The sequence below is a fragment of the Micromonospora sp. NBC_00617 genome, assembly GCF_045161355.1.
Classification (GTDB): domain Bacteria; phylum Actinomycetota; class Actinomycetes; order Mycobacteriales; family Micromonosporaceae; genus Micromonospora.
This window is the reverse complement of sequence record NZ_CP107751.1, coordinates 5685149-5700568: the sequence shown is the minus strand read 5'-3', so window position 1 is coordinate 5700568 and position 15420 is coordinate 5685149. Positions and strand designations below refer to the sequence as shown.

Sequence of the window (15420 nt, the reverse complement as noted above, 5' to 3'; positions counted from 1 at the left end):
GGCCCGATCTAGGGAAGGAGAATCGTGGTCGATTCCCAGAGCACACCGGCCCGCCAGCGGCCATCCACCGTGACGATTTCCAGCTATCTGCTCTTCCTGTTCCTGGCGTGCCAGGTGATCAGTCTCATTGTCACCCTCTCCACCATCGGCAAGACCCGCGACGTGCTCCGCGACGCCTACTCGGGCAGTACCGCCGAGGGCGCGGACCAGGTGGCGAACTTCGTCTTCGCGTTCGCCCTCGGCGCCGGCATCCTCGTGCTCCTGCTCGCGGTCGTGCTGGCGGTGCTGGCCATCTTCAACAACCGTGGTAGCAACGGTTCGCGCATCACCACCTGGATCGTCGGCGGCATCATGGTCTGCTGCACGGGTGGCACCGTGCTCAACGGTGTGGGCGGCGGCAGCTTCACCACCGGTGGGAACGGCAGCGGCGACATGCCGAGCAGCCAGGAGGTCCAGCGCCGTCTCGAGGAGGCGCTGCCGTCCTGGATCACCCCGGTCAGCATCACGCTCGGCGTGATCAGCCTGCTCGCGCTGCTGGCGGCGCTCATCCTGCTGGCACTGCCCAAGTCGAACGAGTTCTTCCGCAAGCCCGCCGCGGCCTGGGAGCCCCCGACCCCCGGCACCAGCTACCCGGGCTACCCGCAGGCGTCCGGCCAGCCCGGTTACCCGCCGGCTCCCGGCCAGCCGGGCTATCCGTCGAGTGGTGAGCCGGGCTATCCGGCGACGCCGGGCCAGGCACCCGGTTCGGAGCAGCCGCCGTCCGCGCCGCCGTCCGGCGCCGACCGGCCGGACGACACGCCGCCGGCGGACCGCCCCGGTCCGACCCCGCCGTCGACCAGTTGACCGCTGGATAAGCACGACGCCGACGATCCCTCCGAGTAGGTTGCAACCCGACGCCTACCGGAGGGATCCGTCGTGTCGTACCCCGAATCGGCACCGCCCCGCCGGCCCGCCGTGGTCCTGTTGGCCTCGGCCGTGCTGCTGGTGATGGCGGTGGGCGCGCTCGCGTACACCGTCGTCGACCTGGCGGTGCTGGGCCGGACCGTGGACGCGTTCCGGGCTGCCGCTCGGGACACCTCGGCGAACCGGCAGCAGATCGACGACGTGGTGACCCTGCTGCGCGCGTCGGCGGCGCTGACCGCGGTGGTGGCGGCCCTCTCCGCGCCCGTGCTCGCCGGCCTGGCCCTCGGGCTGCTGACGGGTCGGCGTGGCGTACGGGTGGCCACCTGGGTGGTCTGCGGGCTCGGGCTGCTCGCGGGCTGCTGCAGCGTGGCGGTGCTCGTCGGCGAGCGGGCCGCGCCGCTGCGGCTGGGCGCCGACGAGCGGGCCACCGCCGAGCTGCTCGGCCTCATCTCGGACGCGTACCCGTCCTGGTGGATCCCGCTCAACGCCGGGCTTTCGGTCGGGCAGGCCCTCGGTTACCTTGTGGTAGCAACGCTGCTGACCCTGCCGGCGGCGAACGCCTGTTTCGGTCGACACCGCCCCACGTCACCCACCACACCGTCCGCCCCACAGGCGTTTCCGCCCGCATCGCACCAGCCCCCGCCGGCGTCCGCCGCGCCCCCGTACCCGCCCAGGTGAGGACCCGCCCGTGACGCTCGATCGCGCGACCGCTGAGCGACGGGCCCTGATCACCGGCGCCACCGCCGGCATCGGCGCGGCCTTCGCCCGACGCCTGGCGGCCGACGGTTGGCATCTGGTGCTGGTCGCCCGGGACGCTGGCCGACTGGGCGAGATGGCCGCGGAGTTGGGTTCCCGGCACGGTCGTGCCGTGGAGACGTTGTCGGCGGACCTGTCCACCGACGACGGCTGCGCGACCGTCGAGCAGCGGCTGACTTCCGACAGCCCCGTCCACCTGCTCGTCAACAACGCCGGCATCAGCCTGAACAAGCCGTTCCTGCGCTCCACAGCCGAGGACGAGGCACGGCTGCTCCGGCTCAACGTGCACGCCGTCATGCGACTGACCCTGGCGGCGCTTCGACCGATGACCGCACGAGGCGATGGGGCAGTGATAAATGTCTCTTCGGTTGCGGGGTTTGGCGCGGTGATGCCCGGATCGACCTACTCGGCCAGCAAGGCGTGGGTCACCAATTTCAGCGAGTCCGTCGGCCAGTCGGCACGCCCATTCGGTGTCCGGGTGATGGCTCTGTGCCCCGGCTACACCCGCACCGAATTCCACGAACGGGCCGGCATCAACATGTCGAAAACCCCGGAGTGGCTGTGGCTGCGAGCCGAGGATGTCGTCGACGACGCCCTACGTGACCTGCGAAAAGGCAAGTTGGTCAGCATCCCGGCATGGAAGTACAAGCTGGCGGTCGCCGGTCTGCGACACGCGCCGATCCGGCTGCTCCAGGCGGTCGCCCGCGACACCCGCAGCCGGATCGGCCGCGACGAGCACTGAACCGTCGGAGCCCGCCAACGCCGTCGTCGGCGTTGGCGCACCGCCTCCAGATCGGTCGCTGAGCGTAGTCGAACATCGCCAACCGTCGGTTCCTCGCGGGGCTGACCAGGGAGGGCCGTGCACACGTCGTTCAGACTTGCGCAGTAACCTCTATCGCCATGGGGGACCACGACGACCTGCGTAAATTCATTATCGACCTGGCTGTGGTCCACGGACGGGTCGTGCTCTCCTCGGGGCGCGAGGCAGACTGGTACGTCGATCTGCGGCGTGTCACGCTCCATCACCAGGCCGCTCCGTTGGTCGGTCGGGCGCTGCTCGATCTCACCGCCGACTGGGAGTACGAGGCCGTTGGCGGGCTCACCCTGGGCGCGGACCCTGTCGCGCTCTCGATGCTGCACGCCGCCGCTCCGACCGGCCGCGCCCTCGACGCCTTTGTGGTGCGAAAGGCGGGCAAGGCGCACGGTCTGCAGCGACGGATCGAGGGGCCGGAGGTGGCCGGCCGCCGAGTGTTGGCGGTGGAAGACACGTCCACAACGGGCGGAAGTGTGTTGACCGCTGTCGAGGCGCTTCGTGAGGCCGGAGCCGAAGTCGTGGGCGTGGCGGTTATTGTTGATCGAGGCGCCGGCGACGCGGTGCGAGCCGCCGGATTGCCGTACAGGGCGGCCTATACGTTGGCTGACCTCGGCCTTGTGGCGTAAAAGTTTGCCGATTCGGATCTGCTGATATGCAGGCGGATCGATGCTGCTGGTGGAAGGATGGAATACGTGGGAACTGCGTTGGCCGAAATGACAATGCCTCAGATCTCGCCGCTTGCCGGTGAGCCGATCGAACGTGCCGATGCCGAGCGTCTCGCGGGGGTCCTCAAGGCCCTCGCGGATCCCGCCCGGTTGCGGCTGCTCAGCCTGATCCAGTCGGCCCCCGAGGGCGAGGCGTGCGTCTGTGACCTGACCGCGCCGCTCGGCCTCTCTCAGCCGACGGTCAGTCACCACCTGCGTATCCTCACCGAGGCCGGCTTGCTGGAGCGGGAGAAGCGCGGTGTCTGGGCGTACTACCGGCTGGTCCCGAGTGCGATCGCGACGATCGCCGACCTGCTGACCCCGCCGCGTAAGCGGGCCACCAAGAAGGCCCGCTGACATAGGCGCTGCGCACCGTCCCACGCCGGGGCGGTGTCCGGTGGCGAACCAGGGGTGGCGCCACCGGTAGGTGATACCTGCTCGTCCTCGGCCGCACCGCCGGAGGGCGGGCCTGACATGCCGACGGCCGACCCCCTCACCAGGGGGCCGGCCGTCGTCGTATCTCGGATCAGCGCTCCTGGCCGTGCCCCGGGTGCCGACGGTCGTGCGGGTGCTCGTCGTGGTCGAACTTCTCGCGTACCGCGTCGGCCGCGCCTGCGGCGCTGGCCGCCGCGACCACCGCGACCGCCTCGCCGCGCTTGCGCGCCCGCCGGTCACGCAGGAACTCGAAGAAGATCGGCAGCACCGAGATCAGGATGATCAGGGCGACCACCGGCAGGATGTAGCGGTCGATCTTGTCGCCGATGGCCTTGTAGATCCGGTCGGCCAGCAGGTAGCCGATCAGCAGGATGCCGTCCACCCAGAGCACCGCGCCGACGATGTTCCACAGCAGGAACTGTCGAGCCGGCATGCCCAGCGCCCCGGCGACCGGGTTGAGGAACGTCCGCACGATCGGGATGAAGCGCGCCAGCACCACGGCCTTCGCCGGGCCGAACTTCTGGAAGTAGTACTCGGCCTTCTCGACGTACTCCTTCTTGAAGAGCCGCGAGTTGGGTCGCTCGAACATCCGTCGGCCGTACCGCGCGCCGAGCCAGTGCCCCAACTGGGCGCCGAGGATCGCGCAGATCGGCCCGCCGATGAGCAGACCGGCCAGCGAGAGCCGGGTGCCGTCACCGAAGATGGCGTCCGCCACCGGCGAGGCGGCCACGCCGGCGAGGAACAGCAGCGAGTCGCCGGGGAAGAAGAAGCCCACCAGCAGGCCGGTCTCGGCGAAGAGGATCACCCAGACGCCCACCAGCCCGAAGGTCTGCAACAGGTCCTTGGGATCGAGCGGGTTCAGGGCGACGCTCTCCGTGAGAGCGCGGGTCTTCTCAGCTGTGTCCACGGCCACAAAGGGTACCGAAGCCCGGTGCCCGCACCGCGCCGGACCGGCCCCTACCACTCGCTGGCCGTAAACGACGGTGCCCCGCCGACCAGCGTGGTCGACGGGGCACCGGTGCTACGGGATGGATCAGAGTGCTCGGCTGGATCAGGCGACGAAGCGGGTCCGACGGCGCTTCGCCACCAGGTAGCCGCCGACGCCCGCGGCGAGCAGCAGCGCGCCGAGGCCGGCGATCAGGCCGGTCGACTGACCGGTGATCGGCAGCGCGCCACCGTCACCCTCGCCGCCGCCCTGACCGTCGGCCGCGTTCACCAGGATCTTGGCGGTGTCATTGGCCGGCTTCAGGTCCTCGTAGAAGCCACCATCGCACTCGCACGGCACGTTGACCTTGACCGCGCCGGTGGCGTTGGCGATGACCTTGTCGATCCGGAACTTGAACTCGCCGGTCAGCTCCTCGCCGGCCGGGGCGAACGGACCCGGGTAGCAGCGGTAGGCGGCGGCACCCGGGGTGCCGGCCTCCTCCCACTCGGCGTCGTTGCCGGTCCGCGGTGCGCACTCGAACGGCACCTCCACGGCGGTGGTGCCCTTCGGGACCGTCACGTCGACGAAGGTCACGTCGGCCTGGCTGCGGAGGTAGTCCAGCGTCGCCGGACCGTTGTTGCGGAAGCCGAGCGGGGCGGTCACCACCGCGCCCTTCTTGCCGGTGAGCGTGGCGCCGATCGCCTCCAGGTCGGCCCCGTTCTTGCCGGTGACGTCGACCGTCAGTCCGCTGAAGTTGTTGTTGGGGTCGGTGTCGGTCTGCACGGCGCGCCTCTGCTTGGAGGGCACCGCCTCCAGGGACAGCGTCTTGCCGGTGCCGCGCCGAGCCTTCTCTGCGCCGGCCTCCTCGCGGACGCCGAGAAGGTCCTCGAAGTCGGCCGGAGTCATGAACCAGGCGCTGCTGTGCTCGCGCCCCGGCGCGTACGTGTCGGTCGCCAACTCGTAGTTGAGGGCAGCCGTGACGCTCTGGCCAGCTGGGATCTTCTCGTCAAACTCGCAGGCAAGCAGGAAGTCCTCGACGTAGAGGCAGTTGTCGAACCGCTCCTTGGTCCGGATGCTGTAGTCGCTGTCGAACATGACCACGACGCCGTCGACCTCGGTCGTGCCGGCGTTGAGCACCGTCAACGGGGCCTGGAACTTGCCGCCGGGTGCCGCCGTCACCGTGGTGTCCGGCCCGCCTGCGAGGTCCACGCCCTCACCGATCCGGATGCGGGAGGTGTAGTCCGCGATCTGCTTGTTGGCGGCCTTGATGCTGATCTTCAGCGCACCGGTGTCGCCGTTGGCCGCCTTGTCGGTCGGCGCGATGACGACCGAGCCCAGGAAGCCGCCGTACAGCTCGTCGACGGCGACCGGGAACGACTCACGGCAGAGCAGCACTCCCGCGCCGTCGGCCTCGCACTCATCGGCGCGCTCGCCGGCCAGGGTGACCTTGCCGGCCAGGCTGCCGTAGTCGTAGCGGACCGAAACCTCGTTGAGGACGGCGGACTCGCTGCTGTAGAGCGACGGCGACCGAACGACGCCGGGCGAATCCGCAGCGACGGTGACGTCCTCGAAGAACATGTCGAACTCGGCTGCTGGAGCGGCGAGGGCCGGGCTGGCGGAGGCGGCGACGAACGCGCCTGCGACGCCCAGACCGGCGAGCCAACGCCGGGTGGAGTGGGTGAGCATGAGGGGATTCCTCCAAGTGGGGGATTCAGGTGCAGCCTGCGGATCTTAAGGAACCGCTAAGGTTCACCGCCGCCCCTGATCACCGCCCGGTCGGCAAGACGGGCCGAAAGGTTGATCGCGGTCACCGCAACGTTCCGCCCGTCCGCTCCCGTCATCTGAGGCAGGACCTCAGGAGGTGCAGTGACGTACGAGGAGTTCGCGGACATGCGACTTGCCCCGCTGCTGCGGTACGCGGTGATGCTCACCGGCGATCCGCACCAGGCACAGGATCTGGTCCAGGAGACGATGGTTCGAGTCCAGCTCAACTGGCGACGGGTCGTCCGCGCGGACTCGCCCGAGCGGTACGTGCGCCGGATGCTCACCAACCAGTACGTCGACTGGAAGCGCGGCTCGTGGATGCGCCGGGTGCTGCTGCGCGGCGAGCCCGACGATTCCCTGCCGGCGTCGGTCGACCACGCCCAGTCCGCCGTGGACCGGGACCAGATCTGGACGTGGCTGTCCCGGCTGCCGCGCCGGCAGCGCGCCACCCTCGTGCTGCGCTACTACGAGGACCTACCCGACGCCGAGATCGCCGACATTCTCGGCTGCGCCGTCGGGACCGTACGTTCGTCCATCTCCCGGGCACTGGCCACGCTCCGGACCGAGTATGTGGAGGTTCGCTCATGATCGAGGATGACCTGCGGGCTGCCTTCGCCCAGCACGAGCCGCTGACGCCGCCGACCGGCCCGCTGCGGGCCGCCATCGACCGGCTGGCGATCGGACGGCGTCGACGCCGTCGCCGCTGGCAGGCCGGTGGCACCGCGCTGGCCCTGCTCGGGGTGCTGGGGCTCGGGGTGCCCCTGCTGACTCCGGAGCGCGCGGGGCCGCCGCCGACCGCCGAACTGCTCGGTGAGTCGGGTCGACCAGCGCCGACCGGCGCGCTGAACATTCTGCTGCTCGGGATCGACGGCGACGGCCAGACGGCGGCACGCGCGGACGCGGTGCTGTTGGTGCACATCCCGGCCGACCGCAGTCGCCCCTACCTGGTGTCACTGCCGCGAGACCTGAAGGTGTCGATTCCGGGCCAGGGAACCGACAAGCTGAACACCGCGTTTTCGTTCGGCGCCGGGTTCACCCGCCCCGAGATGACCAAGGGGTACGAGCTGACTCGTCGTACGGTGGCCGAGCTGACCGGGGTCCGGGTGGACGCTGGCGTGGTGCTGACGTACCGCGCGGTGCGCTCGCTGACCGACGCCCTCGGCGGGGTACCGGCCTGCCTGCCCGAGCGGGTGCGCTCCGTCCACACGAAGCGGGTCTTCCCGGCCGGCTGCCAACGTCTCGACGGCGCCGCGTCGGTCGACCTGCTCCGCCAGCGCTACGGTCTGCCCGAGGGAAGTCAGGACCGGGAGCGCAACGCCCGGCTCTTCGCCGCCGGGCTGGTCCGCCAGACCACCGACCAGGGCGTGCTCACCGATCCGGTACGCCTCGCCAAGCTGCTGACCACCGTCGGCCCGGACCTCGTCGTGTCACCCGACCGGGGGGCCTTGCTGGACCTGCTGCGGCTCGCCCCCACGCTGCGATCGGTGGAGCCGGTCGGGATCGGCCTGCCGATCGCCCGGCCGACCGGGGAGGACCGCTACCTGCGAACCGACCCGAAGCTCGCGCCGGAGTTCCTGACCGCGCTGCGGGAGGACCGGCTCGGCGACTGGACGGCCCGCCACCCGAAGCTGGTCGACGAAGCTCGCTGAGCGGTCAGCGGTAGTCGTCCTCGTCCCCGGTGACCACCCGGGCCTGCTCCATGGCGTCCCAGTCGTCGACCTCCATGCCGCGCTGCGGCTCGACGTCGACGTGGGCCGGGTCGACCATGGTGGCTTGCTCGACCGCGTCGGCCGGCTCCGCCTCGGGGTCGCGTTCGTCCGCGGCGAGGTGGTCGCCGGGGATGAAGTCCTCATCGGGCTGACCCATGGTCCCTCCCGGGTTCTCGGGGCACGATTCTCACCACCGTACGGGCTGCGTCGACGCCGCGCGCGGAAGCCGAGTCGGCGGAATCAACCCATGATGGCGCGAGCCGATGCCAGGATGGTGCCGTGGGCTTCCTCATCCGACTGGCGATCACCGCGGTCGCGTTGTGGGTGACCACGCTGATCGTGCCCGGCGTCGACGTGCACGGACGTTCGGGTGGCGACACCGTGCTCACGCTGATCGTGGTGGCGCTCATCTTCGGCGTGATCAACGCGGTGCTCAAGCCGATCATCCGGGTGGTCGGCTGCGTGTTCTACCTGCTGACCCTGGGCCTGTTCGCGCTCGTCGTCAACGCGCTGCTCTTCCTGCTCACCGACCGGATCGCCCGCGGGCTCGACCTGCCGTTCCGAGTGGACGGCTTCTGGGCGGCGTTCTGGGGAGCGATCGTGATGACCGTGGTCACCTGGCTGATCAGCGTCATCGTGCCGGACCGCCTGGACACCCGGTGAGCGGCTGACACCCCCCTCGGTTGGTCCTGCCCACCACACCTGCGGGATACTGCCGGGTGGAGGACAGCGCGGTCCGGCGCACAAGTGAACAACAGCGGCCAGCACGGCCGAGAGTGGTAAATAAGGAGCGCATCACATGCCCATCGCTTCCCCCGAGGCCTACGCGGAGATGCTGGACCGCGCCAAGGCTGGCCGGTACGCGTACCCCGCGATCAACGTGACCTCCTCCCAGACGCTGAACGCGGCGCTCAAGGGCTTCGCCGACGCGGAGAGCGACGGCATCATCCAGGTCTCCACCGGTGGTGCCGAATACCTGTCCGGTCCCTCGATCAAGGACATGGTCACCGGCGCGGTGGCGTTCGCCGCGTACGCGCACGAGGTGGCCAAGAAGTACCCGGTCAACATCGCGCTGCACACCGACCACTGCCCGAAGGACAAGCTGGACGGGTTCGTCCGGCCGCTGATGGGCATCTCGCAGGAGCGGGTGAAGAACGGCCAGGAGCCGCTCTTCCAGTCGCACATGTGGGACGGGTCGGCCGTGCCGGTCGCCGAGAACCTGCAGATCGCCTCCCAGCTCCTCGACGAGGCCGCCAAGGGCAAGATCGTCCTCGAGATCGAGGTCGGCGTCGTCGGTGGCGAGGAGGACGGCGTCGAGAACGCCATCAACGACAAGCTTTACACCACCGTCGAGGACGGCCTGGCCATGGTCGAGGCGCTCGGCCTGGGCGAGAAGGGCCGCTACATGGCGGCGCTGACCTTCGGCAACGTGCACGGCGTCTACAAGCCGGGCAACGTCAAGCTCCGCCCCGAGATCCTCAACCAGATCCAGGAGGCGGTCGGCGCCAAGTACGGCAAGGACAAGCCGCTCAGCCTGGTCTTCCACGGCGGCTCGGGCTCCCTGCTGAGCGAGATCCGCGAGGCTCTCGACTACGGCGTGGTGAAGATGAACATCGACACCGACACGCAGTACGCCTTCACCCGCCCCGTCGCGGACCACATGCTCCGCAACTACGACGGCGTGCTGAAGATCGACGGCGAGGTCGGCAACAAGAAGCAGTACGACCCGCGTACCTGGGGCAAGGCCGCCGAGGCCGGCCTGGCCGCCCGGGTCGTCGAGGCGTGCGAGCACCTGCGCTCCACCGGCACCACGACGGCCAAGTAAACGACGCTCCACCGACGGCCGGCTTCCCCTCGGGGAGCCGGCCGTCGTCGTTCCCGCGCGCGACCGCCCCGCCGATGTTAGGAAGGTGCCCTTCCTATGCACCAGGCGTTAAGAAGGTGCCCTTCCTTAAGTTGTCAGCAGCTGGACGGCCTCGTGGACGTCGTCGGTGAGGTGGATCGTCGACGACAGGTCGCCGAACGGGGAGGCGGCCAGCAGCGGGCGCAGCAGCGCCTCCACCGGCAACTCCCGCGTCCAATAGTCACGGTCCAGGAAGATGTACGCGCCGCTGGCCCCGTCGGTGCCGTAGTAGGTCTTGGTGGCCGCCTGGAACACCTCCTGCACCGTGCCCGCCCGACCCGGCGCGAAGACGATGCCGCCCCGGGCGAGCCGCAGGATGGTGTCCTCCCGGATCGCGTTCGAGAAGTACTTGGCGATCCGCCCGGCGAACAGGTTCGCCGGCTCGTGCCCGTACAACCAGGTCGGGATGGCCAGCCCTCCGGCCCGCGCCCATCCGGCGTCCCCGGCGCGCTGGCGGGGCACGCCCGCGTACCGCTGCCGGACCGTCAACGCCACCGCCGTGTACCGGTGGTGGTCGGTGAAGTCGGGCGCGGCGGCCAGCAGGTCGATCGCGGCGGTCAGGTCCGCCGCCGGCCGGTCCGCCAGGTACGCGCCGAGGTTCGCCGCCTCCATCACCCCGGGACCGCCGCCGGTCACCACCAGCCGGTCGGCCCGCGCCAGCTCCCACCCCAGCACGGCCGCCATCCGGTACGCCGCACTGCCGCGCCGCACCGCGTGACCGCCCATGATGCCCACCACCGACTGCGGCCCGTACCCGCCCAGCCAGGCGCGGGTGGCGTCGGCGAGCGCGTTGTCCACGCCATGGTCGTGCAGCCGCTGACCGAGCGCCTCCTTCACGTCCGGCAGTGCTCCACCGTGCGCCCGGTAGTGCTCGTACACCCGGGTGTCGTACATCCCGGTGAACCCGCCCTCGGCGAACCCGGCGGCCAGGTCGTCCGGCGTGTAGAGGTGCGACGGCTGGGTCGGGTACGGCAGCCCGGAGAACGGTGGCACCACGTTCGCGCCGCGCCGGACCAGGTCGGCGCCGACCTCCCGGGAGGCGAACCGGCAGCCGACGAAGAGCGTGCCGGTGACCTCGACGCCGGTCAGGTCGGGCACCGGGGCGAGGTCGAGGCGCAGGCCCTGCACGGTCAGCCCGGTCAGGCGGCCGGTGACCAGTCGCCGGTCGAACTCGTCCCGGGTCTGGATCTCGTCGGCGTGCAGGTGGGGCTCGATGACGTCGCTGGGAGGTGGGGTCGGCACCCGGCCATCCTGCCCCTTGGGTGAGGCCCGCCAAACCCCGGGCGGGGTGGAAGCGACAGGAGCCCGGTGGTCGTGGCCACCGGGCTCCTGCGTAACCGGTTCCTGGGGAGGCTCCGGACCATTAGTTGTAATGGAAAACACCTGGCGGCGGCATAGGCCGCAGGCGTGATGAACTCCTCAGCCGTTCAGCGGAACGCGTCGGCCGACCCGCTCGCGTGTCGCCCTGTCCAGCGGGTTGAATGGGGCGATGCAGAACCTTTTGCCGGAGCCACCGGCCACCCTCCTGCCCGCGAACGACGAGGCCGACGCCGCCCTGGCCGCCGCCCAGGAGGCTGGCACCGACGAGGCGTTCGCCGAGGTGGCGGCCCGCTTCCCGACCTTCAGTGCGGCCTGGGGCGCGCTCGCGGCCCGGGCGTTCGCGGCCGGTGCGGTGGTGACGGGGTACGCGTACGCCCGCACCGGCTACCACCGTGGCCTGGACCAGCTCCGCCGCAGCGGCTGGAAGGGCCACGGGCCCGTGCCGTGGTCGCACGAGCCCAACCGGGGTTTCCTCCGCTGCCTGTACGTGCTCTCCCGGGCCGCCGACGAGATCGGCGAGGCCGACGAGGCGGCCCGCTGCGCCCAGTTCCTGCGCGACTGCGACCCGGCTGCGGCGGACGCGCTGGCCAGCAACTGACACCGCGTCGAAGGCCGGCCCGACTCCGGGCCGGCCTTCGACGGGCTACAACCCTTCGGCGACCGCGGCGGCGATCTTCAACCAGGCGTCGCGGGTGGCCGAGGAGAGCCCGCCGTACCGGATCGGCTCGCCGCTGTCGATGAGCCGCTCGTACGGTGCCAGCAGCACCGCCCTGGTCCGGGCCGCGAAGTGCTCCTGGATGGCCGGAAGGTCGATCTCCTTGCGCGACGGCGGCATCGACACCACCGTCACCGCCTGCCGGACCAGCCGTTGCCGGCCGCTCTGCTCCAGGTGGTCGAGCATCCGGGCGGCGGTCTCGGCCGAGTCGTTACGGGCCGACATGGTGACCACGAGCTGGTCGGTGGCGTCCATCGACGCCTGCCAGTTCTGCGCCCGCACGTTGTTCCCGGTGTCCACGAAGATCAGCTTGTAGAACCGGCTGACCACCTCGCGGATCTCGGCGAACGCGGCTGCGGTCAGCATCTCGCCACCGGTCGCCGACTCGTCCGAGGCCAGGACGTCGAACATCCCCTCGCCCTGCGAGCGGACGTACTGCGACAGGTCGCCGACCCGCCCGTGCGCACCCTGGAACTGCCCGAGGTCGCGCAGCATGTCCCGCACCGTTCGGGAGTGGAAGTCCTGCTGGGCCCGCATGCCGAGCGTGCCCTGGGTCTCGTTGTTGTCCCAGGCCAGCACGTAGCCGCCACGCTTCTGCCCGAACGTCATCGCCAGCAGCAGGATGGCCACGGTCTTGCCGGCGCCGCCCTTCGGGTTCACCACGGTCACCTGCCGCAGCCCACCGAAGTTGCGGCGCACCATCTCGATGTCCCGCTTGAGCTCCTGCTCGTGCCGCCCCGGCGAGAGCCGGAGCAGACCCATCTTGTTGACCACCGCGCGTACGCCCATGGTCGCCACCGGGTCGGCGGGCCGTACCTGCCGGCGGCGCGCGAAGTCCTCGGCCGTCGGCGCGGCAGTGGTCTCCGGAGTCCAGGTGGCGTCCGGGTAACCGGTGGCCGGCACCCGCGCCACCGGGTCGGTCTCCTGGTACTGCTGAGGCGGCGCCGGTGGAACCGCGGCCGCCCCCTGCTGCCAGGGCGGCGGATACCAGCCCGGCGACGGCGGGAACGGCCCCGGCGGCGGGGTCGGCACCGCGCCCTGCTGCGGCGGCTCGACCGGCGCCGGGCCGGCCTGGCCGGGAATCGTCGGCGAGTACGTCTGACCGGCGTAGGTCTGGCCGGCGTACGTCTGCCCCGCTCCGGTGCCCTGGTCGACGGCGGGCGGCGGCGGTGGAGGTGGAACGGGCGGCGCGGGAATCGGCGGCGGCGCGACGCTGGCCTGGTCCTCGGCCGACGGGGGCGGGCTGGCCGGCCGCTGCGGCGGATACGCCCAGGGTGACTCGGCTGCCGGCCGCGCCGCCCCGACGGCAGGGCTGTCCTCCCCGGCGCCGGTTGTTCCGCCAGCCTGCGGCACCGGCCCTGCCGCTGCCGGGCCTACGGTGGCCGGGCCGGCAGCGGGGGACGGACCCGAGGTGGCTGGTCCGGTCGTGGTTGGGTCCGCGGTGGCTGGTCCGGTCGTGGTTGGGTCCGCGGTGGTCGGGCCTGCCGTGCTGGGATTCGTCACCGGGCCTGCGGTGGTCGGGCCTGCCGGGGTCGGTCGGTCGGCGGGCGTGGCTGCTGCCACCGGCCGGTCCAGGGAAAACGGCAGGTCCAGGTCGACGCCGCCCGACGCGGCCGGCGGGTCGGTGACCGGACTTGGACCGTGTTCGTCGCCGGATGCCGCTCCGGCTGGGGTGCCTGCCGCACCGGCTGCTGTGGCCCCCGACCGCGTGCCGGTGGCCGGAGTGCCGGAGATCGGCGGCGACGTGTCACCACCTGGCCCGACGAGGGCACCCACCCCGGGCGGAACCGGTGCTGTCGACGGAATGGGAGGCGCGGGCGGAGTGGCCGACGCCGGTGAAGCGGTCGGCGCGGGCAAAGTGGCTGGCGCGTCGGCCGGCGGCCAGCTCGGCTGGGCCGGTGCCCAGCCCGTACGCGCACCGTTCGGGCCGGTGGCTCCCCATCCGCTCGGCGGCGGCACCGCCCCGGTCAGGGACGGGTAGTCCGACGGAGACGGCGGCGGCAGGGCTGCGGCCCCCGGCTGCCCGGGAACCGGCGGACGGCCGGTCGGCGGCGCGGTCACCGGCGGCGAGACGGCCGACGACGGCGCGGACGACGGTGACCCGCCCCGCTGCTCGGCGACCGCCGCCCACGGCGGCACCACGTCACCCGCGCCCCGCTCGGCCGGGTCCGGCGGCCAGAGTGGTTCGATGTCCCGCTCCGGCACCGGCTGCTGGCCGGGCACCTGCGCCCGGTCGGCGTTCTTGTCCATTACGGTTCCTCCCCAGTCCTCCTGCGAGGATAGGCCCACCGGCCGACCGGGGCCGGTCGGCGCAGTCGGGGTCAGACCACCCAGACCGCCCAGGCACCCGGTTCGATCCACCAGGAACGCTTGCGGGTCAGCTCACCCTCGACGCCGTCGTCGAGGTAGGGCACCTTTCCCTCCCGGGGCAGCACCGACACGGCCCGTCCCCGGGCCCGCCGCACCTCCAGGCGTACCCGCTTGCGTCCCAACGCCGAGCGGACGACCACCGGGACGGCCACCGCGACCTCGACCTGGCCGTCGGTCGGGTCCGGCGCGGCCAGCAGCGTCACGTCGTCGAGTGACGCGTACCCGCCGGCGTTGCCGATCGCGCAGGCCAGCAGCGGTTCGTCGCCGTCGGTGAGGATGGCGTCGTCCACCTCCACCCGGGCCCGCCAGTGCAGCGGGCGACCCGCGTCATCGGCGGCGCCGAGCAGAGCGCCGTCCAGGGTCACCGAGCCGCCGTCGTTGCGCAGTAGGTCCAGCCGGCGTGGCGTGCCGTCCAACACGGCGGCGGCCACGGCCACCGGGTCGCGGGGCAGCCCGAGCTGCGCGGCCAGGTCCCGGTGGGTGCCGCCGCGCGCCGGGTCGAGCGGGAGTACGGCGACCGGCGGCAGGTCGGGCAGGGTCCGGTCACCGCGCAGGTCAGCCGGACGGCGACTCGGCGGTGGGGCGTACCGCCGGACGAGCCGGCGCAGCACGGCGCGCAACTGCCCGTCGCTCGCCGTGGCGACGACCAGCCGGGTCTTGCCGTCCGAATCCGGCCAGGTGAGACCGTCCGGGCGGGCCGGACCGTCGAACTGGGCCAACACCGCGTCGATCTCCGCGTCCGAGCGGGCGGTGACTGTCTGCACCCGGGCGCCCCGGGCGGTCAGGGCGTCGGCACAGGCCAGCACCGGCACCCGGGGCCGATCGGTGGCGCACCGGTCGGCGGCACCCGGCGTCCCGCCGGGGTCGGTGCCGGCGGCAGCCCCGTCAGCCCCCTTGACGCCGGTGTCGGTTCCGGTCGCGCCGCCGCAGCAGGCCCCGCCGCTGCCGCAGCCCCCGGGAGCGTCGCGCTCCGATGCGAGGGTGAGCAGCACCACGTCGTACACGGAAGGAGCCTCCTGCCTCTCGACGCGACCCCTGCCGGTCGCGCCGTCACTACTTGTTAATCTGACACCCCGGGCTCGCCAACCGGTCGCCACCTGGC

The 15420-nt window shown here is 71.7% G+C and carries 16 protein-coding genes; 10 read left to right on the top strand and 6 right to left on the bottom strand.

Features of this window, described 5'->3' with window-relative positions; all coding sequences use genetic code 11:
* The first annotated feature begins 24 nt into the window (after window positions 1-24).
* The 5 genes from OG505_RS26270 (at window position 25) to OG505_RS26250 (ending at window position 3534) form a co-directional block, all read left to right on the top strand.
* On the top strand, window positions 25-843 hold the full coding sequence (locus OG505_RS26270; protein ID WP_405428519.1) for a hypothetical protein: 819 nt from the start codon (window positions 25-27) through the stop codon (window positions 841-843).
* A 72-nt stretch (window positions 844-915) separates the two neighbouring features.
* Window positions 916-1581, top strand: coding sequence for a hypothetical protein (locus OG505_RS26265; RefSeq protein ID WP_405428517.1), 666 nt, complete (start codon window positions 916-918; stop codon window positions 1579-1581).
* Window positions 1582-1591: 10 nt separating this feature from the next.
* On the top strand, window positions 1592-2401 hold the full coding sequence (locus OG505_RS26260; protein WP_405428515.1) for an SDR family NAD(P)-dependent oxidoreductase: 810 nt from the start codon (window positions 1592-1594) through the stop codon (window positions 2399-2401).
* Window positions 2402-2559: 158 nt separating this feature from the next.
* On the top strand, window positions 2560-3099 hold the full coding sequence (gene pyrE / locus OG505_RS26255; RefSeq protein ID WP_405428513.1) for an orotate phosphoribosyltransferase: 540 nt from the start codon (window positions 2560-2562) through the stop codon (window positions 3097-3099).
* A gap of 57 nt (window positions 3100-3156) precedes the next feature.
* Entirely contained in the window at window positions 3157-3534 is a 378-nt protein-coding gene (locus tag OG505_RS26250; protein WP_007454255.1) for a helix-turn-helix transcriptional regulator, read from the top strand.
* Window positions 3535-3703: 169 nt separating this feature from the next.
* Here the strand turns inward: OG505_RS26250 and OG505_RS26245 are convergent, their stop codons facing one another.
* Window positions 3704-4525, bottom strand: a complete 822-nt coding sequence (locus OG505_RS26245; protein WP_405428510.1) for a DedA family protein — start codon at window positions 4523-4525, stop codon at window positions 3704-3706.
* Window positions 4526-4663: 138 nt separating this feature from the next.
* Window positions 4664-6223, bottom strand: a complete 1560-nt coding sequence (locus tag OG505_RS26240; protein ID WP_405428508.1) for an LPXTG cell wall anchor domain-containing protein — start codon at window positions 6221-6223, stop codon at window positions 4664-4666.
* A gap of 180 nt (window positions 6224-6403) precedes the next feature.
* Here OG505_RS26240 and OG505_RS26235 point away from each other — a divergent pair, with 180 nt between their 5' ends.
* Both OG505_RS26235 and OG505_RS26230 read left to right on the top strand, forming a co-directional pair.
* On the top strand, window positions 6404-6889 hold the full coding sequence (locus OG505_RS26235) for a SigE family RNA polymerase sigma factor (protein ID WP_405428506.1): 486 nt from the start codon (window positions 6404-6406) through the stop codon (window positions 6887-6889).
* A complete protein-coding gene (locus OG505_RS26230) occupies window positions 6886-7950 on the top strand; it encodes an LCP family protein (RefSeq protein ID WP_405428504.1) in 1065 nt (354 codons plus the stop codon). Before OG505_RS26235 ends, OG505_RS26230 begins: the two co-directional genes overlap by 4 nt.
* A gap of 4 nt (window positions 7951-7954) precedes the next feature.
* Here OG505_RS26230 and OG505_RS26225 read toward each other — a convergent pair whose 3' ends face one another.
* The gene (locus tag OG505_RS26225; protein WP_405428502.1) at window positions 7955-8167 is read right to left on the bottom strand and encodes a hypothetical protein; all 213 of its coding nucleotides are present in this window, start codon (window positions 8165-8167) and stop codon (window positions 7955-7957) included.
* 122 nt (window positions 8168-8289) lie between these two features.
* Between OG505_RS26225 and OG505_RS26220 the strand changes: the two genes are divergently transcribed.
* Together OG505_RS26220 and fbaA are read left to right on the top strand one after the other, a co-directional pair.
* Window positions 8290-8673, top strand: a complete 384-nt coding sequence (locus tag OG505_RS26220) for a phage holin family protein (protein ID WP_405428500.1) — start codon at window positions 8290-8292, stop codon at window positions 8671-8673.
* A 136-nt stretch (window positions 8674-8809) separates the two neighbouring features.
* A complete protein-coding gene (gene fbaA, locus OG505_RS26215; RefSeq protein ID WP_405428498.1) occupies window positions 8810-9835 on the top strand; it encodes a class II fructose-bisphosphate aldolase in 1026 nt (341 codons plus the stop codon).
* Between the two features lie 126 nt (window positions 9836-9961).
* Here the strand turns inward: fbaA and OG505_RS26210 are convergent, their stop codons facing one another.
* The gene (locus OG505_RS26210) at window positions 9962-11155 is read right to left on the bottom strand and encodes an LOG family protein (RefSeq protein ID WP_405428496.1); all 1194 of its coding nucleotides are present in this window, start codon (window positions 11153-11155) and stop codon (window positions 9962-9964) included.
* Between the two features lie 247 nt (window positions 11156-11402).
* On the opposite strand from OG505_RS26210, the gene OG505_RS26205 reads away from it, so the two are divergent.
* Window positions 11403-11831, top strand: a complete 429-nt coding sequence (locus OG505_RS26205; protein ID WP_266247783.1) for a DUF3151 domain-containing protein — start codon at window positions 11403-11405, stop codon at window positions 11829-11831.
* A 45-nt stretch (window positions 11832-11876) separates the two neighbouring features.
* On the opposite strand, the gene OG505_RS26200 is transcribed toward OG505_RS26205, so the two are convergent.
* Window positions 11877-14198 (bottom strand): chromosome partitioning protein, encoded by a 2322-nt coding sequence (locus OG505_RS26200; RefSeq protein WP_405428494.1) that lies wholly within the window; start codon window positions 14196-14198, stop codon window positions 11877-11879.
* A gap of 71 nt (window positions 14199-14269) precedes the next feature.
* Complete coding sequence (locus OG505_RS26195; RefSeq protein WP_405428492.1) at window positions 14270-15322, bottom strand: hypothetical protein; 1053 nt, start codon at window positions 15320-15322, stop codon at window positions 14270-14272.
* Window positions 15323-15420 lie beyond the last annotated feature (98 nt).